Below are 21,373 nucleotides of genomic sequence, written 5' to 3'. Positions count from 1 at the left end.
ACTCCTCTTCGCCTTTCTATCGACGGGACGCGTCCCCGCATATAAGAAAAGACAGTAGCTTTCCTACTGCCTCTTCGGTCGGAAAATATCCCAAAAACGCCCCGCGGTCTTCTCTTCTTTCGCGGCGGGCGCAGTTTCTTCTGTCGTAAACCGCACATTTTCGGACTCTTCAAAATACAATACCGCATCTTCCGCCCATTTGTCTACGTCTATTTTTTCTCTCTCGCCCGGAAGCAGGCGGTTGTAGATCGGGCGAATGTCGGCGTCGATACGATGCCGCATCAGCAACAGGAGGATACGGTCGAGCCCCCTTTCCGACACCGCATCGGCGCGCAGTACGGGGTGGACCACATCCGCCGCTTGGATCCAGCGAAGGAGGTCTACGTCTCTGTAACGGGAGAGGTCGACGACGATCTCCTCATACGCCAACGCCGCCACGGCAGCTGCAAAGTCGCTCTCTGCCACGTCTTCGGCGTCCTGAAAGGGGTTCCCTTGTATGAGATCGTACGCTTCGTGTCGAAAGGGGATTTTTTCCGACTCTATGCGCCCGGAGATCCAATCGTAATAATCGTAGATATGGCTGTCCGCGCCCTCTACAAATAGATCTTGCACGCGCATGCGATTGCTCGCTTCGATCAGAAGCGCCCCGTCCTTTTCTCTTGCAAAATCCCGCGCGATGGCGCTCGTTCCCACGCCGCCGGCGGTTCCTATCAGTACTCGTATCATATTACTCCAAATCCAATCCGGTTTCGATGGGGAGCATATCGTCCTTTACGTCTTTATATAGGCCGAAATATTCCGCCATCACTTGTTGCATAACGGGTCCGCAGTTGGCGCCGTTTCCGCCCTGAAAGAGGACGACGCCCACCGCGATCTCGGGGTCGTTCGCGGGGGCATAGGCCACTTGCCAGCCGAAGGCGTCATAGGTCTCCCCGGTATAGGGATTGGCGCCTGCCCGCTCGGCACTCCCTGTCTTCATGGCGATCTCGACGGGAAATTCATTAAAGAGCTTTCCGTTGAGTCCGCTTTTAGAGACCATCACCATGCCCTTTTTCAGATCGTCGTAGAAGCGGGGATTCATGCCCACTTTCTGCACTTCCTGCGCCGGATTCTTCTCCTCCACCAGCGAAAGCGGATAGAGGGTGCCCTTATTAGCGAGCGCCATCATATAGCGCGTAACTTGCGAAAGCGTATAGGCATTGGAGCCCTGCCCGATGACGACATTCATCGTATCGCCGGTGTTCCAATGCGCCTGGTCCACATAGGTATATTTGATCAGATCCGCCAGACCCACCTTTTGCCCGCGGCCCTTGGCATCGGGATCGACGCCGATCGCCTTTAGTCGCTCATAGACGGCGGTGCGATCGGGTTTTTCTTCCGCATCCAATATCGCGAGAATTTGGTCTCGAATCTTTTCCCTTTCGTGATCGGTATTAACGCCCTTCAGGTAGACATCCATATTGGCGTCGAGATGTCGCTTGAGCAGCGATTTGATGATCTTTCCCTTGCCTTCGGGATCCGGCCGCGTGCCGCCGGCTTCGGCGGGGATTTGAATCTCAACCCCCGTCTTTTCTCCCAATCCGAAGCGTTCTGCCATGTCGTTGATTTCTTCCGGCTTGACGCGTATGCCGAGATCTTTGTCTCTACGTTGATCTTTACCCAGTCCGAGGGAATAAAAATAATAGTTGCAGGAATCCCTAAGCGCCATGGCGAGGGTCTCGTTGCCGTGCACCTGGCGGCTTTGGTTCCAGAGCCAGCAACCGAATATCTGCCCGTCTACGTCGACATAGCCGCCGTCGGGTATCGCCATCTCCGGATCCAGACCCTTTTCCAGGGCGGCCGAGGCGGTGACCATTTTGAAGATACTCCCCGGCTGAATGGCGGATTGCGTGGCGATATTGTAGAGCGGCCGCGGCGCGAGGAGATTCTTCTCCTCTTTGGGCTTGAGGCTCTCCCAGGCGGTGGAGCTGATGCCGGTGGCGAACAGATTCGGGTCAAACGAAGGATAATTCGCCATGGCGAGCACCTGTCCCGTCTTTACATCGGCCACCACCACGGCGCCGCTGTATGCGTTTTTGTACGGCCCGCCCTTGTCCTTGCTGGTAAGATAATTAAAATTACCCCAGGGCGATTGATACATCTCGCCGGTACGAATCTGTTGCAGTACGGTGGCGAGGCTCTCCTCCGCCTTTTTTTGCAGATGGACGTCGATGCTTAAGCGCACGTCTTTTCCGGCGACGGGCTTTTCTTCGCGGATCACGCCGGTGGTGTTTCCCGAGGAGTCTACGGTAACGGTTCTGCGGCCGTCTTTTCCCTTCAGGCGTTCCTCGAAGACCTGCTCCATGCCGGTCTTTCCGATCAGGTCGTTGCGATTGTACCCCAACTCGTCGATGTATTTTTTGATTTCCTTCTCTTGGGCGATATTGCCGATATAGCCCAGCACGTGACTCGCCACATTGACCTCGGGATAATAGCGGATCGGCTCCACAGAGATATGGATGCCGGCGCGATTGTTGAGATTTTCCTCGATCTTTGCCACGGTCTCGTCCTTCACTTCGTAGGCATAGTGAATGGGAATATAGGCGTAATTGCCCTGGCTGCCGATGGAATCATAAATATTGACGATGTCGGCGATTTCATAGGGGCTGAGTTGGGGATTGATGCCCAGCTTTTCTGCACGCGCGTGAAAGATCTCCTCCGAAGAGAGGGAATCCTTTAGTCCCGCGCGCTTCGAAAGATCCACCGCGTTGTTCAGTTGCGTATAGGCAGGCGCATCCCCGGCGACCGAGATGCCCGTAGCGATTCCCGCTTCGATCAGATGGTCCTGCGCCGCGGCATACATCCCCTCGCGCCGAAGAAATTTTCGCAAGCGCTTTTTGTCCTTCGCGAGTTCGGAAAGCGCGCCGTATGCGGGGTTTTTCTTGTCGTCGATGGGCACGACATCGCCCTTTTCCTTCGCGGCGCGAATGTCTGCCCCTTCTTGCTTTAAGAAGGATATGGCCTCTTCGGTAACCGACGCCTTGGCGGTCAAAAATCGTTCGGCATCTCGCTCGATCAAAACACTGACAAAGTCGTCTTCTGCGGAACTGGTCCAGCTGACGTCAGGAGAAATCTCCATCAGACGCACCTTATTTTGAATATAGGCGTCGTAATATTCGTTGCCGTAGTCTCTTAGGCCGATGCCCGGCACTTCGGCGCCGATTCGTTCATAGGCGAGCCGCCGGCCGATGGGATGGTCCAGCACTTCCTGAATATACACCGGATTTTCCCGGACCACCTGCAACAGATCCGCCATGGCGTAGGATTCCTTGGGGAGCCCGTAGCGCTCCTTAAATTCCGTCGTCTTTTGCGAATCGACATAGACGGGCTTTCCCCCGCGCGCGATCATGGCATCGCCAAAGTTTTCGTTCCCCAAGATGCGGTCCAATACGCGAAACGCATAGTGGCTGTCATAGGGTTTTGTGTAGGCGGCGCGCAGAAAACTCTCCAGTTTTTCAGAGCCTACGAGGGCTTCGAGCACCGCTTTTTGAGGATCGCCCTTGTGCCGGTAGGATTCGATGTCCGTATATACAAAGCTGTCTAAGAGAATCGGACTGGACTTCATATAGTTTGTGCCGTCTTCTTCCAGATAGCGGCTCAGCAAAAGATAGCTGCCGTTTCGGTCTTTGCTCGAAAGCGCTTTGACCTCGTCCTTACGAAGCTGCACGGCAAATACCGGTCGATTGCCGGCGAGCACGACGCCGTTTCGATCCCGTATCTTGCCGCGCTGCGCCGTAATTGCGATGTCTTTGACGCGCCGGCTGTCGGCAAGCTTTCTGTATTCGTCGCCGTGAATCAGGGTGATGCGCGCCAACTGAAGCACGAGCGCCGCCAAAAGAAACAGCACGATGCCGCTAAATATCTTATAGCGATCCGCGTCTTTCAGTTTTTCATAGAGCTTATTCATCAGCGTTCCTTCCCATCCTCCGATAACCGCGCTGCGCATCCGCGGCACCCGTCGCAAAGACGGCGGTATACAGTGCGGTAGAAAGCGGCATCATGACGTATACATTTGCGGGCATAGACGGCACCTTCCAGCCCAAAATCAAGAGCAACAGAAAATACACGATCTCGAGCACCAGCATATCCGCCGCCACAAAAACGCCCATGCCGACGGGAGAGGGTTGAAAAAACAACCCCCGCGTAATATACAAACTCCCCAAAAACAGGGCGTGAAAGAGAAGAAAGATCCCCGGTGCCGGCGCGAGCAAGACGTCTAAGAGTATGGCGGAGAAGATGCCCGCCGCCCAGGCGAGGGGGCGACTTCTGATAAAAAGCGCCGCCGCCACGGCGAAGGGCAAATACCCGCGCAAAAGGAGCGGAAGCCCTTGAAAGAGCATCGATGGGTACAAAAACGGCGCAAGAAAGATCAAGACATACAAGAGAAGTTTCATCGCGCCCCCTTTAATACATAGACTTCATAGAGCTTGTGAAAGTTTACGGCGCTTTCCAAGCTAATGCTCTTAACCATCTTATCCTCGTCCGTTTCCACCTTTTTTACGGCGCCGATATAGACGTCCTTTTCATAGCCGTCGCCGATTCCCGTCGTAAACACGGGGTCTCCCACCACCAAATCCGCGTACATATCGAAGGCGTACCCTTCGAGCTTGCGGTTAAGGCCGCGCACGATGCCGCCGTCGGCGGTGCGAATGCTTCGAAAACTCACGGCGTTTTCTTCGTCTACGATGCTGCGCACCTTGGCGGTATGCGGTCCGATTTCTGTGATATAGCCCACCAGTCCTTCCACCGAGGCGTCGCTTCCCTGTTCCAGGGCGCTGACGACGGTATCCCCCTTTTGGATGCCGTCTTTCGTTCCCTTGTCGATCGTAAAGCGATAGAAATACATACCCGCGGGCTTGGCGACGATATTCGCCTTGACCGCGCCCTTGCTGTGATTGCCCTCGATGGCGGCGGCATTGGAAAGGTAGGAAGAACGATTGACGATGTCGTTCAAATTGCGGTTTTCCTCCCGCAATTTGGCGAGTTCCGCCTCCATAGCGCGGTTTTCGCGACGCAGGCTCCCCACATGCAAAATGCTGTCGACGACATCGGCGGTGCGACTCATCCCCGCGCCCGCCGTCGATGTCACCGGCGAGATCGCCGCGGCGACGAGGCCCTCAAAGGCGGAGAGGATCGATCGTCCGGGGCCGCTGATGCCGAAAAAAAGAATCAGCACGAGGGCCGCAAATCGCAGATTGCGACGCCGTTTCACTTGTTCCAATGATTTCATAAATTCTATAACGCTCCGTCCTGACAAAAACTGTAATATGTATCGCCGCCGATGATAATGTGATCGACTACGGGAACCCCCATGATTTCGCCCGCTCGTTTGAGGCGCAGGGTCAGATCCCGGTCCTCCTTTGAAGGGACGGGGTTCCCCGTCGGATGGTTGTGCACCAAGATGATCGAATGACAGAGTCGGGTTACGGGAAAATGAAACACGTCACGGGGATGGACCACCGTATAATTGATCGTGCCCTTGGTGACGCATTCGACGAATTGGATCTCCTTTTTGGGATTCAACCCGACGACCCGAAATTCTTCCTGCTGCAGGCCCAGCATATCGTCCATAAAATACGCTGCGATCATGGCCGGAGAGGTCATCGCCTGTCCCTGCACCCGCGTTGCGCGCATGCGCCGGGCGATCTCTGACATGCCGGCAAGGCGGGCCGCTTTGCTCTTGCCGATGCCGCGGACCGCGAGAAAATCGTCGTAGCTGCCGTAGAGCAAACTGCTCAAGCCGGGGGCCGTCGGCGTCTTGGCACACAGTGCTTCCAACACCGTATCTGCGAGTTCCAAGACGGTCGTGCCTTCGGTGCCCGTGCGCAAAAAGAGCGCCAACAGCTCGGCGTCGCTGAGGGCGGAAGCGCCGTACATACGCAGTTTCTCCTCGGGTTTTTCGTGATCGCTGAGTTCCTTAAAGGGTCGCTTTTGAACCGCTTCCTTTGCCATATTTCCCCCTCCTTACAGATGCGCCCGAATCGCTTCGACGGGAAGCCCCACTACATTGTCGTAAGATCCGTCGATTTGGACCGTAAATTCGGTAATATCCTGCAGGCCATAGGCGCCCGCCTTATCGGCGTATAGATCGCGGTCGAGATACGCAGCCATACTTTCATCCGAAAAATCGGGAAAGTGTACTCGTGTCTCTTCGTAGTCCACGTATTTTTCCTTCCCGAGAATACAATAGCCGCTCAGCACCCGATGCGTCCTGCCGCGCAGCCGCGAGAGCATCGACTCGGCGTCTTTTCTGTCCCGCGGCTTTCCGAGGATCTCCTCTCCCAGTACCACGACTGTATCGGCGGCGAGAATCACATCCTTCGGGTGCTGTTCTCGCACGCGCATCGCCTTTTGGTAGGCGAGCTGCATTACATAGATTTCCGGCTTGGAACGCCGAATTTGTTCTTCTTCGAAGTTCGGAGAGATCGCCGTAAACGCGATGCCCTCCCGCTGTAAAATCGCCTTTCTGCGCGGCGAATTCGACGCCAAAATCAAACCCATGTTTATACTCCGATCTTTTGCAAATGTGTACTCACCCTATCGGCAGTGAGTCCTACAAAGTATCCGGTAAAGAGCCCCAGGATCAACAGAAGGGGCAGATAGGTCAAAAGCCCCGGATTCTTTACGATATAAATCGCCATCAACACCTGTCCCAGATTGTGAAAAAAAGATCCGGCGATGCTCACCCCGATCATCGATGCGCTCTTTACATAGCGATAGACGAGGATCATGGCGATGGACGAGAGCAAGGCGCCCGAAAAACTGTAGAAAAATCCCGTCACGCTCCCGGTGACCAACATCAAGAGCACGCTCTTTAACAGCGCGAGAGAAAAGCCTTCCTTGGAACCGAATACCACGATGGTCGTAAGGATGACCACATTGGAAAGACCCAGACGCGCCCCGGGCATGGCGACCGGAAGGGGGATCATGGTCTCGATATAGCCCACCGCCACGGCGACGGCGAGGAGCACGCCCAAAAATACTTGTTTGCGTATAGTATAGCGATTCATCGCATCACCTAAGCAGGATGTCCATATCCTGTACTTCCTCGGATTTCACTTCTGCGATGACGCGATGGGGCAGGCAGACGATCATTTCGCCGGGCTCTTTGATCGGCGCCATGCGCAGACAGATTTGGTCGGGGCAATCCGCCTCGATCATCTTCGCCCCCTTTTCGTCTAATGTAATCACATTGGTGCCCTCGATGCCGTGATAGACGAAGCGCTTATTGAAATTTTCGCGGCGAAACGGGATTCGGTCCATCTCCTTGCCGTCGATTTGGATGCTGATATATACATCGCCCTTCGGCGCTCGATTCGGCAATAGCTGCGTCGCCGCAAGTCCCAGTGCGACGACGAGTACCAAAAGCGCGATGATTCGGTCCGTTCGGTTCATGCTTCCCCCTTTTTCATTTTCTTATTATACCACACAAAAACCGGGGAACAGAAAGGGGATGCAGCCCAGCTGCATCCCCTTATGAGGAAAAACCGTTATTTGTTTTTCTTTTTATTTTCCGCCTTTAAGACTTTTTCGTCGTCGGCGGCTTTAATTTTTTCGTCGTTGTCCTTCGCCTTGGCGCCGGCGGACACGGTTTGTTTTGCCTTGGCCGCTTCCGCCTTCTTTTGGCGGTCCTTTTCCTTCATCTTTTCAACCCGTTCGGGGTATTCGACGAAGATCGCGCCGGTGGGACACTTCGATGCACAGATGCCGCAGTTGATGCATTTTTCGTAGTCGATCTTCGCTAGATTGTCTACGACGTGAACGGCATCCTTCGGGCAGTTGCGCTCGCACAGTCCGCAGGCGATACAGCCGATGGAGCAGTTGGTGCGCACGACTTTGCCCGGATCGTGAGTAGAGCATTTGACTTCGGTCTGTTGCTTATAGGGCATCAGGCCGATGATGTGCTTCGGACAAATTTCGATACACTTCTTACAAGCCACACATTTTTCCTTGTCCACTTCGGCGATGCCGTTGTGTACGTGGATGGCGTCGAACTCGCAGACGCTGACGCAGGTGCCGCCGCCGAGACATCCGGAGGAGCAACCCTTGGCGCCTTGGGCAAAGTCGCCGATCAGGCGGCAGTCCACGAGGCCGTTGTATTCGTATTTGTTCTTGGACTTATCGCAATCGCCTTGGCAGCGTACGACAGCCACTTGTTTTTCCACATCGCCCACGGATTGTCCCATGATTTCCGCGACGTTTTCCGCAACTTCTTGTCCGCCGATGGCACAGCCGTTGACGGGTGCTTCGCCGGCGACGATGGCATTGGCCATCGCTTCACAACCCGGATACCCGCAGGCACCGCAGTTTGCGCCGGGCAGTGCGTCGATGACATTGACGACTCTCGGGTCCATTTCAACGGCAAATACTTTCGATGCATATGCCAGTACGACCCCGAAGAACAGACCCAAAACACCGAGAATCAAGACTGCATAAATTACATTTTGCATATCCACGGTATGCGCCTCCTATACTAATCCTTGGAACCCCATAAAGGCGATGGCCATCAGGCCGGCGCTGATCAATGCGATCGGCACGCCTTGCAGGGGTTTCGGTATCGGCATGATTTCCATGCGCTCTCTCAAGGCACTCAGCAGCAACAGTGCGAGGGTAAAGCCCAAGGATGCGCCCAGGCCGCTGATAATGGCTTCAAAGAGATTGTATTCGCTTTGTACGTTCAACACGGTAACCCCGAGTACCATACAGTTGGTGGTGATCAGGGGCAAGAATACGCCCATGGCGGAATACAGCGCCGGAGAGGATTTTTTGATAAACATCTCGACGAACTGCACCAAAGAAGCGATGACCAAAATAAATACGATGGTCTGTAAGTAACCGAGTCCGAATGCGTCCAGGACGAAGCGTTGCAGCAACCAGGTGACCGCCGATGCGATGACGACGACGAAGGTTACGGCGATGCCCATACCCGTCGCGGTTTCGGTCTTGGAAGAGACGCCCAGGAAGGGACAGATCCCCAAGAAACGTGCAAAAATATAGTTATTGACCAGGATGGTCGAAATGAGAATGGTTAAAATCGAGTTCATTGTCTACCCCCTAAGCTCTCTTCGCCATAAAGCTGCGATACGCTGCGATATAGAGACCCAAGAGGATAAACGCGCCGGCCGGAGAGATCAGAACGCCGATTCCGGGATAGGATTCCGGGAATACCTGCATGCCCAAAAGCGTACCGCTTCCGAACAGTTCTCTGACGATGGCCATGGCGAGAACGGCGATGCTGTAGCCGATCCCGGTCCCTAAGCCGTCCACGATGGAAGGAACCAGCTTGTTTTGGTAGGCAAAGCCTTCCGCTTCCCCGAGGATACAGCAGTTGACGACGATCAAGGGCAAGAAGATACCCAGTGCCGCATAGATCGCGGGCATGTACGCGTGAAGCACCATTTCGACCAAGGTTACGAAGGTGGCGATGACGACGATAAATGCGGGGATCCGAACGTTTTCGGGAATCACATTGCGCAAGATACTGACGACCGCGTTGGAGCAGATCAATACGAAGGTAACCGCAACGCCCATGGCGATTGCCGAGGATACCTGCGTGGTGATCGCGAGGACCGAACACAGACCGATCATTTGAATAAAGATCGGGTTGTTCTTAAAGATACTGTTTGTAAAAACTTTTCCTAAACTCATGATCTACCTCCTACTGTGCACTGATTTCCGCGTAGGCGGGAAGGACAGAGTTTACACCGTCGAGCACCGCCGTGGACGAAACCGTGGCACCGCTGATCATGGGGATTTCATCTTCGCCGGAGGCTTCGGGGCTGCCCTTCAATTCTCCGTTTGCAAAAGACTTGCCTTCGAATTTGTCGAAGTACGGCGCTTCGGTAATTTGCGTACCGATGCCGGGGGTCTCGGCGTTCTGAATATTGCGGAATCCCGCGATGGTGTTGTCGTTCAACAGGCCGATGGCATTGGTCATTTCCCCGCCGTAGCCGGAGGTGATGTGGTTGATGCCGTAGCCTACGATCTCGCCACCCTTCTTGGCGACAAAGATGTCTTGTACCGACGGATATTTTTCGATGATGGCCGCTTTTTTCGCCTCTTCCAAAGGCTCAAAGTCGTCCGCCTTATCGCCGTAGATCTCCACATAGGCTTCTACGGATTTTTCGAATTCCGCCTGCGCGATTACCTTCGAGGTAAAGCCGTTTACCACGGCGAGCAAACCGGCAGATACGGCGGCGATAACCAACAGGACGATGCCGTTACGTAAGAAATTGTTCATTTATTTCGCCTCCCCATATGCTTCGGTCTTCGTGAAGCGTTCGATCAGAGGACTTGCCACATTCATTAAGAGGATCGAGTAGGAAACGCCTTCCGCCATGGATCCCTTTGTGCGAATCAAGGCCGTGATCAGACCGCAGCCGATGGCAAAGATGATTCTGCCTCTGTCCCCTTGCGGCGTGGAGCTGTAGTCGGTCGCCATAAAGAAGGCACCGAGGATAAGGCCCCCGCCCATGACTTCGTACGGAATGGTGTTCATATCGATGCCGAAGAGAAGCAAGAATACGACCGCCGATGCGATATAGATGACGGGAATCTTCCAGTCGATGACCTTGCGGATCAAGAGATAGGCCGCGCCGATCAAGAGAAGCAGTACGGAAGTCTCGCCGATTACGCCGCCGATGTCTCCCATAAACATTCTTTGCAGAGAAGGCAGTTGTGCCAAATCCGCGCCCTCTTTAATAATCGTAAGCGGTGTGGCGGCGGCGACGCCGTCGGGGTTCAGATAGGTCGCCATCAAAGCCGGCCAGGACAGCATACACATCGCCCGTGCCGCAAGTGCCGGGTTCACGAAGTTGCCGCCGATGCCGCCGAAGGCTTCCTTAACGATGACGATGGCGAATACCGCGCCGATGGCGGGTACATACCAGGGAATGCCCGCGGGCATATTCATTGCCAAAAGGACCCCGGTTACCACGGCGGACAGGTCGCCGATTTGCACGGGTTTTTTGGCGATCTTTTGGAAGGCATACTCGCTGAGTACACAGCAGAGAATGCTGATAATGTAGATGATCACCGCGTTCATGCCGAAGAAGTAGATACTACCAGCGACGGCCGGTACCAACGCGATCAATACGTCACGCATAATCTTCGATACGGTTTCTTTCGAACGAATGTGCGGCGCCAGTTGTACGAAGCGCCCGTCTCCTTGTAAACTAGGAGATTTGGTATTTAAGTTCTTTTCCACGTTGACCTCCTGTTATTTACGAGCGTTGGCGCGAACTTCGCGTTTGGCCAGCTTGACCGACTCGCTGAGATAGCGTTTTGCCGGACATACGAACGAACAGATGCCGCATTCCATACATTGGTCGGCATAGTATTCCTGGCAGAGGTCCAGTCTATGTCTCAAGATCGATGCGTTGATTCGCGTCGGATTGATATTGGCCGGACAGTGATCGACACAACGTCCGCATTGAATGCAGGGGCCTTCTTCGGCCGGTTGAATCTCTTCTTCCGTAAACGCCAAAATCCCCGAAGATGTCTTGGTTACGGGAGAGTTGAAGTCGAAGATCGACTTACCCGTCATGGGACCGCCGCAGATAAATTCGACGACATTGTCCTTTACGCCGCAAAATTCCAGGATATCCTGTACCGGCGTACCCACGCGTACCACCAGGTTCTTCGGATTTTCGATACCCGATCCCGATACGGTGAGAATTCTTTCGATCGAGGGCATACCTTTGGTCACCAAGTCGTAATACGCCTTCGCCGTGGCGACATTGGTCAAAAATACGCCGACGTCGTTGGTAACGCCGTTTTGGGGAACAATTCTGCCACAGATCGCTTCGGATTGCCGCTTCGAGTCCCCTTGGGGATACTTGGTCTTCATGGTCGCTACCTTGAGCGTCGGGTAGACGTCGGCGACCATTTGATTCGCCTTTTCGATCGCATCGGGCTTGTTTTCTTCGATCGCCAGATACGCTTCGTCGGTCTTATACAAATCTTGGAAGAGCTTTAAAGAACCGAAGAGTTCGTCGGCTTTTTCCAACATCAAACGGTGGTCGCAAGTCAAAAACGGTTCGCATTCCGCGCCGTTTAATACGACCACATCCAGTACCGGATCTTCACTTTTTAACTTCGCATGGAGGGGGAATCCCGCCCCGCCCATGCCGACGATGCCGGCGTTTTTGACGAGCTGTACGATTTCATCGATGGTCAAATCGTCATAGTTTTCAATCGGTTGAATGGAAGGATCCAATTCGTCCTTGCCGTCGGATTCGATTACGACCATATCCGTATACATACCGTTTGCCGCATATCCCTTTTTGATGGATACGACTTCGCCCGATACGCTGCTATGTACGGCCGCTGAGATAAACGCGTCGGAATTTCCGACAATTTGCCCTTTCAAAACGTGATCGCCGACAGCCACTGTCGGTTTACACGGAGCACCGATGTGTTGGCTCATGGGAATGCGAACCACCTTCGGTAAAGGCATAACTTCGATTGCTACTCCTTCTGTAAGCTCTTTGTGTTCATCAAAATGAATGCCGCCCACAGAAAAAGTGAGATTCGTCTTTGCCATTCTTTCACCCCTTGCATTTCTGGAAATGAAGAGCGCCGGCAATCGTTTTGCTGTACCGGAAAAATCGGGGTGGAGAAATCCTCCCCGATTTGGTCGCTCTTCAGCTTTCATCTTCCATTATCTTATCAAAAGCATGATAAAAAATCTAGTATTTGGTAAAAATGGAACGGGGATTTCGACAAAGACATCTACAGCAGAAAAATATGAAAACCTGTTCCCGATTTTCGCCGGCAAGGGGTACATGGCGAAGTCTCGCCGTTCCTTCTTATTAATAGCGGGAAAACTATTTCTCCGTTTCGATCTCCGCTAAGACATCGCCGGCGACAACCGTATCGCCGGCACGAACCGTAAACACCAGAACGCCTGTCGCATTGGCGAAGATCGGCAAGTACATTTTCATGCTCTCCAAGGTCATAAGGATCGCATGGTTTGAAACCATATTGTTTTTTTCGAAAAAAACCGTTTCTATCTTCCCCGGAAGCGGTGCATAGATCTTCATATTGTCTCCTTATAGCGTCTTGATGACGGCGTTTCGAATTTCGGCGGGGGCTATGACCGCATCGATCATGCCCGATGCCGCCGCCGAGTGGGCAGAGAGATGGCGCAGGCGATAGAATTCCCGTTGGGTTTCGTCAAAATCCAACAAGCTCGCCGCATAGGATGCGCCCATAATGCCGATCTGCGCGCGAGAAAGGGCGTAGTAACGACACGCGCCCATCTCCTTTGCGCCCATCGCCATATACGCGCCGCCAAAGACCTTTCCCACCGCGACGGTCAGCTTCTTTTCGGGATGGGCCATATATGCCTTGAGCATCTCCGCCCCCGCCTTTAAGACGCCGGATCGCTCGGATTCCGTACCCGGCAAAAATCCCGGCGTATCGACGAGGCTCAGCACCGGCACGGGAATTCGCGCGGACAGGCGATAAAACGCCGCCGCCTTTTCCGCCGCCGTACGGTCCAACACGCCGCCCTTTTCTATGGGACGATTGGCAAATACGCCGACGCGCTTTCCGCCGACATACCCCCAAGCGCAGACGGCATTTCTTCCCCAGTCCTTCCATAGCTCCGAGTAGCGGCCACCGTCGAATATCGACGCGAGAATCCGGTCGATGTCGACGATTTCTTCGTAGACATAGGGCAAGATATCGAGTTCTGCCGCCTGCGTTGCGGGCCGCCTCTTTTCGCCAAAAAAGGCGATTAGGTCTTTGCACCGCTTTGCCATATCCGCCGCCGAGGGCTCGATATAGTGAAAGCCGCCGTAGCGATTTACCACTTCGGTGCCGCCCAACGCGTGTGCATCGGCCTCTTCAAAAATAGCGCGGCTCACCACGACGGGCCCCGTTAAAAACAATTTGCTTACATCCCGGATCCCCAGCACGATGTCGGAAAGCCCCGCCAGATACGCGCCGCCGCCGGCACAGGCGCCATAAGAAAGGTATATCTTTAAGACCGTTGAGCGATGATACCGCATAAACAGGTCCCCATACGCCCTCAGCGCGAGCTGCCCTTGCCGCAGATTTGCCCCCGCCGTGCAAAAAAGTCCAACCAAGGGCGCCTCCGCTTCTTCTGCGATATGTAGCGCGCGGGAAATGGTCGCGCCCTCGAAATAGCCGAAAGCACCGCCGTACTTGGCTTCATTAAAGGCAAAAAGCACCACCGGCCGCCCCGCAATTTTCCCGGCGGCGAGAATCACCGCCGAGCGATTCATTTCGACAATCTGTAGGCTGTGGGGATCGACGAGATCCGCCAGCCGTCCCAATGCTCGGTTCACAATTCACTCCTTTCTCATCCTATCTCTTGTTATGTTTTACCCCCGCTGAGGCTTTACAATCGGCAGAGCGGCCTCTTTTTGCCGATATAAAAAGGAGATGCAGCGCGCATCTCCTTTCGTCGTTTTATAAAGATATATCGTTTTACTTGCGGATGTCCGATTTTTCGGCGTAGGGGATCGGCTCCTGTAAAGAACGCAGATACGCGTCGTATTCGTCCTCGGTAATGCGGCCCGATTCGAAATTGCTTTGCATCTGTTGCCGGCTCAATTCCTCCGGATCGACGCTCGCATCGATAGTCTCTAGGGATTCGAGGGCAAAGGACTTTTCGGGATCCGCGATATTTTCCGCGCGATCGCTTTGGATCTTGTAGACCCCTATCGGACCCGCGACGGGCACCCAATACACTTCGTCGGTGATATAGCCGTCGCGCGCGGGCTTTGCGAGAAACAGAAGCATATCGCCCTCGAACCGGATCTCGTCGTCTCCCGTAGAGATAGAAAACGCGCCATCCTGCGCGGCATTTACCCCGGTGCGGACATACAAAACATCGCCGACTTCGGCAGATCCCTTATAGCGCGCTTTCACTTCAAACTTTGCATCCCGAAATACGCGCGGAGTGTTTCCTTTTTCCGGAGTGACGGTAAAGGGATCGGTGTAGCCGATAAATTTTGCGCGCACAATCTCGTCGGAGGCGTCGGCGGTTTCGGTGAAACTCAGCGCGGGATACGAAGCGTCATTTGTCGAATTTGCATTCGCTTTTCCATCATCGGTTTGAATACTTACTATCTTATTCGCAGCATCGCAATCGATCTGAAACGCGAATGCCTTCGCCATATCCCGCAGGCGATAGTAATTGTAGCCACCGATACGGTAGCCGCGCAATTTGATTACGCCCTTATCCGATTCTCGAACGGGGCTTGCGGGCAATAGTTCGGGCCGTTCGACGGGATTTTCGGGCGATGCCTCCTCGGCATAGGCCACCCCTTTTTGGACATCGACCACAGAATCCGCGGCATTCCATTCGACCGAAAATTTCGATTCAGTATCTTTTAAGAGCAGTGCGGCATCGCGGATGCGCAAATAGTTTTCGCCTCCGATCACATACGACGGCGTCGACTTTTGGTTTCCGTTTACGTCGATGTTCGCTTCTGCGGCTATTGCCGACGCGTCGCGCATATGATTATTTGTCGTCGGCACGGTCTGCGGCGTTTCTTGGGCACAAGCCGTCGCCGGTGCGGCGCATAGACAAACGGCGCCCAAGGCGAGCAGAGAGAGTGTCTTTTGTGGATACATGGGATCTCCTTTCGCATAGTACAGTGCTACCGGTCCAATCAGCATACCACAAAAAAAAATGAAACAATGGCTTTTCTTCCGGAATATGAAAGCAAATTATAAAACAAAAAAAGAGCACTCCGTAGAGTGCTCTTTTTCCTGCGATTTGGTGCGGGGAAAGGGACTTGAACCCTCACGCGATTGCTCACACATGATCCTGAATCATGCCTGTCTGCCGATTCCAGCATCCCCGCCTATTACCGTTCAACATTATAACACGGACTTTACCTTCTGTAAATAAAGATTAACAAATCCGCACGGTAGGTATCGCCAAAAGAAATCGACCGACAAGAACCTTGCCGGTCGCCTTTGGCAGGGCGACGCGCTTTCGCTTTCCGTCGCCGCTTTGTGTTGGTGCGGAGAAAGGGACTTGAACCCTCACGTGATGACTCACACATGCCCCTCAAACATGCCTGTCTGCCGATTCCAGCATCTCCGCTCGCCTCACGATAATAAATTATAACACAGTGCTTACAGTGTGTAAACACAAATTTAAATTATCGGGAAAAATTTCTTCCGTTCTCGTGAACTGAGACTCTTATTATAACATATCGATTTCGAAATGCAAAGTTGAATTTTGCCTTATTTATTCTTCGGACAAATACACGTCGTCCATACCATTGTAGACATTGTAGACATTGGGCCTGAGCATGCCCTGCACTCGATCCCCCTTGATCAGCACTTTTTGCTTAAATAGGATGGGGATATAGGGCGTATCCTTTTGAAAGATGCCGTAGAGCTCTTGCACCAAGGCTCTGCGCTCGTCTTCGCCGCGCGTCAAGGCGAGCTTCTCCAATATTCGATCCGCTTCCGGATTGCCGTATCGGCTAAGATTCATCTCCCCCACAGAGGCGGAATGGAGCACCGACTCCAGATCCGGTGCGGCGGAAAAGTTCATACCGACTATGGCGATTTGATAGCCGCCGCTTTTTACCGTCGAAAGAAAGTCCCCGCCTTCTTCCGCTTCTCCTTCCGTAGGAACCGCCAGCGTCTTGAGCTCGCATTGTACGCCAATTTTTGCCCAGTCGTCTTTAAGCATGCCCGCTTCGGTCTTCATTTTTTCGTGGGCGGGGTCGACGAGGATCGAAAGTCTGAGGGGTGCGCCGCCCGGCTTTTCCCGGTAGCCGTCTCCATTTGTGTCTTTGTAGCCGGCTTTGTCCAACAGTTCGGCGGCGGCATCGGTGCTGGTATATGCTTCTTCTTTGGCAAAAAGACCGCCGGAGATCTTGGGATTTAAGAAAAAGTTAGCGATGGTTCCCTGGGAAAGGTACAAGCTGTCTCTAATTCTGCCCTTATTGACGGCGAAGTCCAACGCTTTTCTGAGGGCGGGATCCGAAAGATTGGCATTGGCGGTGTTTAGGCACACCGTCTCTACGCGCTGTGACTCGAAGGGTTCGAGTCGTTTGGGATGGCCCGCGCGGTATTTGTCCCAGGTGTAATCATCCAACACACAGAGGTCGATCTGTTCCGCCTCGTATGCCTGGCGAATTGCCGCCGGATCGGAGAGGATGATCCCCACGATTTCGTCGACATAGGGAAGATTGCCGTGGTAGTTGGGGTTTTTTTCCAAAAAGACTTTCTTGTTTTTTTCGAATTTCTTAAAGATATAAGGGCCGGATCCCGTCACCTTAAAGTCATCTTTTTCCGCCATATCTTCGGTACTCATCAAATGCGACGGCAGGATGGGAAAGGCGAGCATTTCGCGAAAATTTCCGTAGGGTCGGTCGAATTCGAAGTCGATATTGCGCGCATCAAAGATCACTGCCCGCATCATATCGGCGAGGGGCTTTGCCGAACGCACGCCGGCACTATGGCGAATCATGCGGGGATACGGCGCCTCGGCGTCCATCGCCTTGATCGCCCGAAAGGTCGCATCGACGTCTTTGGTGGTTAGAGGCGTGCCGTCTTCCCAAAAAATCCCCTTGCGAAGGGTCAAGCTCACCCGCCTGCCCCCATTGGAAACCTCCACGTGCTCTACCAGAGAAGGAATCATTCTGCCACTCCCCTCGAAGACGAAGAGCTGATCGTATAGCAATTTGCTGAGCTGAAAATACGATTGGTTTTCGGTCAGCAAAGGGTTCAGCGTATCGATATTGGTGAGCGGAACGTGAAGCGTGCCCCCCTCCCTGCGTTCGGCCACGGGTCGATCCTTCGAATCTATCTCTTTGGCGCTTCGCAGGCCGCCGCTGCAGCCGACGAGCAGAAGCAAAAGAGAGAGCAGAAGGACGAGAAATTTACGCGCCTTCAATACCCAGCGCCTCCAATGCGGTGTCTACCTGGTGATACAGGTGCAGGAGATCCTTGGAGTTGTCAAAGATCCGGGTGGCGTATTGCTTTTTTTCTTCCGAAGGCATTTGGGCGGCGATCTTTCGCAGGGCGTATTCTTCGTCGATATTGTCCCGCTGCATCAGGCGCTTTTTCTGCACCTCGGGGTCTGTGTCCAACAGCCATATTTCGTCGAATACCAGGCCGTTTTCGCGCATTTCGTCGAGGTTCTCGATTAAAAGCGGAATGTCGTAAAATACCGGGCCGTATAAGTTCTTCGAAAGGTCGAGCATGGCGCGGTAAATCGGCGGGTGCAAAATGGCATTGAGCGCCTTTCTCTTCGCCGCGTCTGAAAAGACGACTTCCGCCAACTTTTCGCGGTTCAGTGCACCGTATTCTAACACGTCGTCGCCGAAGGTCTCGGCGATTTTTTCGAGATAGACAGAACCCGGCTCCACCAATTCCCGCGCGATCAAATCCGCATCGATCACCGGCAGATTCCAGCCGCCCAAATAGGCGGAAAGAATGCTTTTTCCCGATGCGATGCTCCCCGTAATTCCGATTTTACTTTGTTTCATACCAATTCTCTCCTGTCTCTACATCCACCTTGACCGGCACATCGAGCGGCAGCGCCTCTTCCATAATGCGTACCAACAGCGCCTTGACGCGCGCCTCTTCCGATGCCGGTGCGCTGAGAATCAATTCGTCGTGCACCTGTAAGAGCAGCTTTGCCGCGAGGCCCTCTTCCTTCAACCGGAAATATACTTCGACCATCGCTTTTTTGATCATATCCGCCGCCGTCCCCTGGATCGGCATATTGAGGGCGATGCGTTCGCCGAAGGAACGCACACTGAAGTTCTTGGCGGAAAGCTCCGGGATATATCGCCGGCGGTGAAATAGGGTTTCCACATAGCCCTGCGCCTTTCCCGTCTCGACGATCTCTTCCATAAAACGGCGCACGCCGCTGAACTTCTCCAGATAGTTGTCGATATAGGTCTTTGCTTCCTTCCGCGGAATGTCGAGATCCTGCGAAAGTCCGTAGTCGCTGATGCCGTAGACAATGCCGAAGTTCACCGCCTTCGCCCTGGATCGCATCAAGGTATCGACGGCATCGGGCGCGACGTGAAATACCTGCGATGCGGTGGTGCGGTGAATGTCCGCTCCGTCGCGAAACGCCTGTTGCATCACCGGATCGCCCGAAATATGCGCGAGGATGCGCAGTTCGATCTGGGAATAGTCCGCGTCGATAAAGCGCGCGCCTTCTTCCGCATAAAAGGCTTTTCGAATGCTGCGCCCGATTTCGGTCTTGATGGGAATATTCTGCAGATTCGGCTCCGTGGACGAAATGCGTCCGGTGGCGGCGACGGTCTGTTGAAAGACCGAGTGGATCTTTCCGTCATCGGATATAACGCTCTTGAGGCCTTCGACATAGGTCGATTGAATCTTTGTATACTGGCGATACGCCAAAATCAGATCGACGATTTCGTGTTCGTGGCGGATTTTTTCGAGCACATCCTGCCCCGTACTGTAGCCGGTCTTGGTCTTTTTGATCGGCGTAAGTCCCAGCTTTTCAAACAGAACGGCGGACAGCTGCTTGGTGCTGTTGATATTGAACGGTTCTTCTGCAAATGCATAGATTCTCTCGGTGAGCTCTGTGATATGCGCAGAAAGATCCTCTCCGATCGCATCGAGGACCTCGACATCCACACACATTCCCTCGTATTCCATCGAGGCGAGGACCTCGACCAAGGGCATTTCGACCTCTGAAAAGAGTGCCCACATATTCAGCGTGCGCAGCTTTTCCTCTTGCTTTTCGATCACATGGGGCAAAAAGCGCGCCAATTCGGACAAATACAACACGACGTCTTCTTCCGCTTCGCCGGGCGCAATACGGCTCTTTCCCTTTCCGAGAATCGCCGCTTTGGACTTGACCTCTCGATTTTCGTAAAGGCCGATCAAATGCGCCGCTTCGTAATTGGATTTGGTGGGATCGAGCAAATATTCGGCGATTCCCGTATCGAAGTCGACCCCCTTCAGGTCGATGCCGTAGGAAAAGGCATAGAGAAAGAGGTCCTTGAGATCCGATCCCCGTAGGGTCACTTTCGGATCCTCCCAAAGACTTCGCAGCACAGAAAACGCCTTCGCATCGGGTTCTTTTACGATGCAGCCCGCATCCTCGGTATAGAGGAGGAGATAATCCGGCGTACCACCGTCATAGGGCTTTTCTTCGGCGACCAAATGCACATAGACCCGCTGCCGATCCACCATCTCCTTCGCCGCTGTTGCGGCATCGACCAAGGGAAGCGGCGTCGCTTCTTCGTGAAAGTCCTCTTCTTCCGAAGGCAGGCGGTTCAGCAGACTGAAGAACTCGTACTCCTTGTAGAGATCGCGTAGGCCTTCCATATCGTAGGGCTTGCGCTCGATATCCGCCAGCTCCAAATCCAGCGGAATATCGGTAATAATCGTGCCGAGCTTTTTGCTCAAAAACGCCTGCTGCACATTTTCTTCCAAGTTCTCGCGGCGCTTCTTGCCGCTGACCTTGTCGAGATTGTCGTAAATATTTTCGAGCGTCTCAAATTCCGTAAGGAGCTTGATGCCGGTCTTTTCGCCGATGCCGGGTACGCCGGGGATATTGTCGCTGCTGTCGCCCATCAGTCCCTTGAGGTCGATCAACTGCTCGGGCGTAAGGCCGTATTCCTCGCCGATCCGCGCCACGTCGAAGACCTCCATCTCCGAGATTCCCTTCTTCGTCATCAGCACGAAGATATCCTCTTCGACCAACTGGTAGTAGTCGCGGTCGCCGGTGAGCAGATAGACCGATTTTCCCGCCGACTTTCCCATCTTCGCCACCGTGCCCGCTAAATCGTCTGCCTCGTAATCGGGCGAATCGGCGGTCTTGATATGCATTTTCTCTAAAATCTTCATCAAATACGGCCACTGCTGATCCAGCTCCGAAGGCGTCTTTTGCCGCGTGCCCTTATAGGCGTCGTAGAGCGCATGGCGAAAGTTGCGTCCCTTTTGGTCGAAACAGACCAAAACATAGCCCGGATCGATCCGTTTGATGGCGTTTTCCATCATAGAGACAAAGCCGTAGACCGCATTCGTATACATCCCCCGCTTGGTCTTTAAGAGCGGCAGGGCGTAAAACGCGCGAAAAAACAAGCTGCTTCCATCTATTACTAATACAGTATCTCGATTCATAGTCCCTCCTTCGATCATTATACACGAGTTCGGCGCGTCGCGAAGGATCGATGAAAAGAAATCCCCGGCATTCTTTGCTTTTGCAATTCCCCTTGTTTTTTATGTCTCTACCCCGTACAATCATCGGGGAAAGGCGCGGCGGTACCGCAAATCGACTTCGCCGTATCTCGTCTGCCCATTCACATATCCCTCTGCCGAAATCCCGTCGTGCAATCCTATA

At 53.7% G+C, this 21,373-nt stretch carries 20 protein-coding genes and 2 tRNA genes; all 22 read right to left on the bottom strand.

All coding sequences use genetic code 11. The features are described from left to right. Nucleotides 1-63: 63 nt before the first annotated feature. The 22 genes from QO008_RS00535 to polA all read right to left on the bottom strand — a co-directional run bounded on the left by QO008_RS00535 (nucleotide 64) and on the right by polA (nucleotide 21,153). Nucleotides 64-726, bottom strand: a complete 663-nt coding sequence (locus tag QO008_RS00535; RefSeq protein WP_307383312.1) for a hypothetical protein — start codon at nucleotides 724-726, stop codon at nucleotides 64-66. A gap of 1 nt (nucleotide 727) precedes the next feature. Further along, nucleotides 728-3,946: a penicillin-binding transpeptidase domain-containing protein gene (locus QO008_RS00530; RefSeq protein WP_307383309.1), complete on the bottom strand. Its 3,219-nt coding sequence runs from the start codon at nucleotides 3,944-3,946 to the stop codon at nucleotides 728-730. After that, entirely contained in the window at nucleotides 3,939-4,433 is a 495-nt protein-coding gene (locus QO008_RS00525) for a hypothetical protein (RefSeq protein WP_307383306.1), read from the bottom strand. The genes QO008_RS00530 and QO008_RS00525 overlap by 8 nt, the downstream gene beginning before the upstream one ends. Then, nucleotides 4,430-5,269: a rod shape-determining protein MreC gene (gene mreC / locus QO008_RS00520; protein WP_307383302.1), complete on the bottom strand. Its 840-nt coding sequence runs from the start codon at nucleotides 5,267-5,269 to the stop codon at nucleotides 4,430-4,432. The genes QO008_RS00525 and mreC overlap by 4 nt, the downstream gene beginning before the upstream one ends. A 5-nt stretch (nucleotides 5,270-5,274) precedes the next feature. After that, nucleotides 5,275-5,991 (bottom strand): RadC family protein, encoded by a 717-nt coding sequence (gene radC / locus QO008_RS00515; protein ID WP_126465167.1) that lies wholly within the window; start codon nucleotides 5,989-5,991, stop codon nucleotides 5,275-5,277. A gap of 12 nt (nucleotides 5,992-6,003) precedes the next feature. Continuing rightward, nucleotides 6,004-6,540 (bottom strand): Maf family protein, encoded by a 537-nt coding sequence (locus tag QO008_RS00510; RefSeq protein WP_307383299.1) that lies wholly within the window; start codon nucleotides 6,538-6,540, stop codon nucleotides 6,004-6,006. Nucleotides 6,541-6,542: 2 nt separating this feature from the next. Beyond that, nucleotides 6,543-7,049 (bottom strand): Gx transporter family protein, encoded by a 507-nt coding sequence (locus QO008_RS00505; RefSeq protein WP_126465163.1) that lies wholly within the window; start codon nucleotides 7,047-7,049, stop codon nucleotides 6,543-6,545. 4 nt (nucleotides 7,050-7,053) lie between these two features. Beyond that, nucleotides 7,054-7,434: a NusG domain II-containing protein gene (locus QO008_RS00500; RefSeq protein WP_307383295.1), complete on the bottom strand. Its 381-nt coding sequence runs from the start codon at nucleotides 7,432-7,434 to the stop codon at nucleotides 7,054-7,056. A 95-nt stretch (nucleotides 7,435-7,529) separates the two neighbouring features. Further along, complete coding sequence (gene rnfB, locus QO008_RS00495) at nucleotides 7,530-8,495, bottom strand: RnfABCDGE type electron transport complex subunit B (protein ID WP_126465160.1); 966 nt, start codon at nucleotides 8,493-8,495, stop codon at nucleotides 7,530-7,532. 12 nt (nucleotides 8,496-8,507) lie between these two features. Next, the gene (gene rsxA, locus QO008_RS00490) at nucleotides 8,508-9,083 is read right to left on the bottom strand and encodes an electron transport complex subunit RsxA (RefSeq protein ID WP_126465158.1); all 576 of its coding nucleotides are present in this window, start codon (nucleotides 9,081-9,083) and stop codon (nucleotides 8,508-8,510) included. A 10-nt stretch (nucleotides 9,084-9,093) separates the two neighbouring features. After that, complete coding sequence (gene rsxE, locus QO008_RS00485; protein ID WP_126465156.1) at nucleotides 9,094-9,687, bottom strand: electron transport complex subunit RsxE; 594 nt, start codon at nucleotides 9,685-9,687, stop codon at nucleotides 9,094-9,096. Nucleotides 9,688-9,697: 10 nt separating this feature from the next. Beyond that, on the bottom strand, nucleotides 9,698-10,279 hold the full coding sequence (locus QO008_RS00480) for an RnfABCDGE type electron transport complex subunit G (RefSeq protein ID WP_126465154.1): 582 nt from the start codon (nucleotides 10,277-10,279) through the stop codon (nucleotides 9,698-9,700). Further along, nucleotides 10,280-11,245 (bottom strand): RnfABCDGE type electron transport complex subunit D, encoded by a 966-nt coding sequence (locus tag QO008_RS00475; protein WP_197721112.1) that lies wholly within the window; start codon nucleotides 11,243-11,245, stop codon nucleotides 10,280-10,282. A gap of 12 nt (nucleotides 11,246-11,257) precedes the next feature. After that, nucleotides 11,258-12,583, bottom strand: coding sequence for an electron transport complex subunit RsxC (rsxC, locus tag QO008_RS00470; protein ID WP_307383288.1), 1,326 nt, complete (start codon nucleotides 12,581-12,583; stop codon nucleotides 11,258-11,260). A gap of 283 nt (nucleotides 12,584-12,866) precedes the next feature. Beyond that, nucleotides 12,867-13,082 carry an acetyl-CoA carboxylase biotin carboxyl carrier protein subunit gene (locus QO008_RS00465; protein WP_126465150.1) on the bottom strand — a complete coding sequence of 72 codons (216 nt, stop codon included), beginning with the start codon at nucleotides 13,080-13,082 and terminating at the stop codon, nucleotides 12,867-12,869. A 9-nt stretch (nucleotides 13,083-13,091) separates the two neighbouring features. After that, nucleotides 13,092-14,354 (bottom strand): carboxyl transferase domain-containing protein, encoded by a 1,263-nt coding sequence (locus tag QO008_RS00460; RefSeq protein ID WP_307383285.1) that lies wholly within the window; start codon nucleotides 14,352-14,354, stop codon nucleotides 13,092-13,094. Nucleotides 14,355-14,496: 142 nt separating this feature from the next. Next, a complete protein-coding gene (locus QO008_RS00455) occupies nucleotides 14,497-15,648 on the bottom strand; it encodes a hypothetical protein (protein WP_307383281.1) in 1,152 nt (383 codons plus the stop codon). Between the two features lie 146 nt (nucleotides 15,649-15,794). Continuing rightward, nucleotides 15,795-15,881: transfer RNA gene (locus QO008_RS00450), tRNA-Leu, on the bottom strand. A gap of 158 nt (nucleotides 15,882-16,039) precedes the next feature. Further along, nucleotides 16,040-16,126: transfer RNA gene (locus tag QO008_RS00445), tRNA-Leu, on the bottom strand. Between the two features lie 147 nt (nucleotides 16,127-16,273). Continuing rightward, complete coding sequence (locus QO008_RS00440) at nucleotides 16,274-17,935, bottom strand: ABC transporter substrate-binding protein (RefSeq protein ID WP_307383279.1); 1,662 nt, start codon at nucleotides 17,933-17,935, stop codon at nucleotides 16,274-16,276. Next, a complete protein-coding gene (gene coaE, locus QO008_RS00435; protein ID WP_126465142.1) occupies nucleotides 17,922-18,530 on the bottom strand; it encodes a dephospho-CoA kinase in 609 nt (202 codons plus the stop codon). The genes QO008_RS00440 and coaE overlap by 14 nt, the downstream gene beginning before the upstream one ends. Beyond that, nucleotides 18,517-21,153 (bottom strand): DNA polymerase I, encoded by a 2,637-nt coding sequence (gene polA / locus QO008_RS00430; protein ID WP_307383273.1) that lies wholly within the window; start codon nucleotides 21,151-21,153, stop codon nucleotides 18,517-18,519. The genes coaE and polA overlap by 14 nt, the downstream gene beginning before the upstream one ends. Nucleotides 21,154-21,373 lie beyond the last annotated feature (220 nt).

The organism is Aedoeadaptatus ivorii (assembly GCF_030815095.1).
Classification (GTDB): domain Bacteria; phylum Bacillota; class Clostridia; order Tissierellales; family Peptoniphilaceae; genus Aedoeadaptatus; species Aedoeadaptatus ivorii.
The sequence above is the reverse complement of the archived record's forward strand: the minus strand, read 5'-3'. Positions and strand labels throughout refer to the sequence as shown.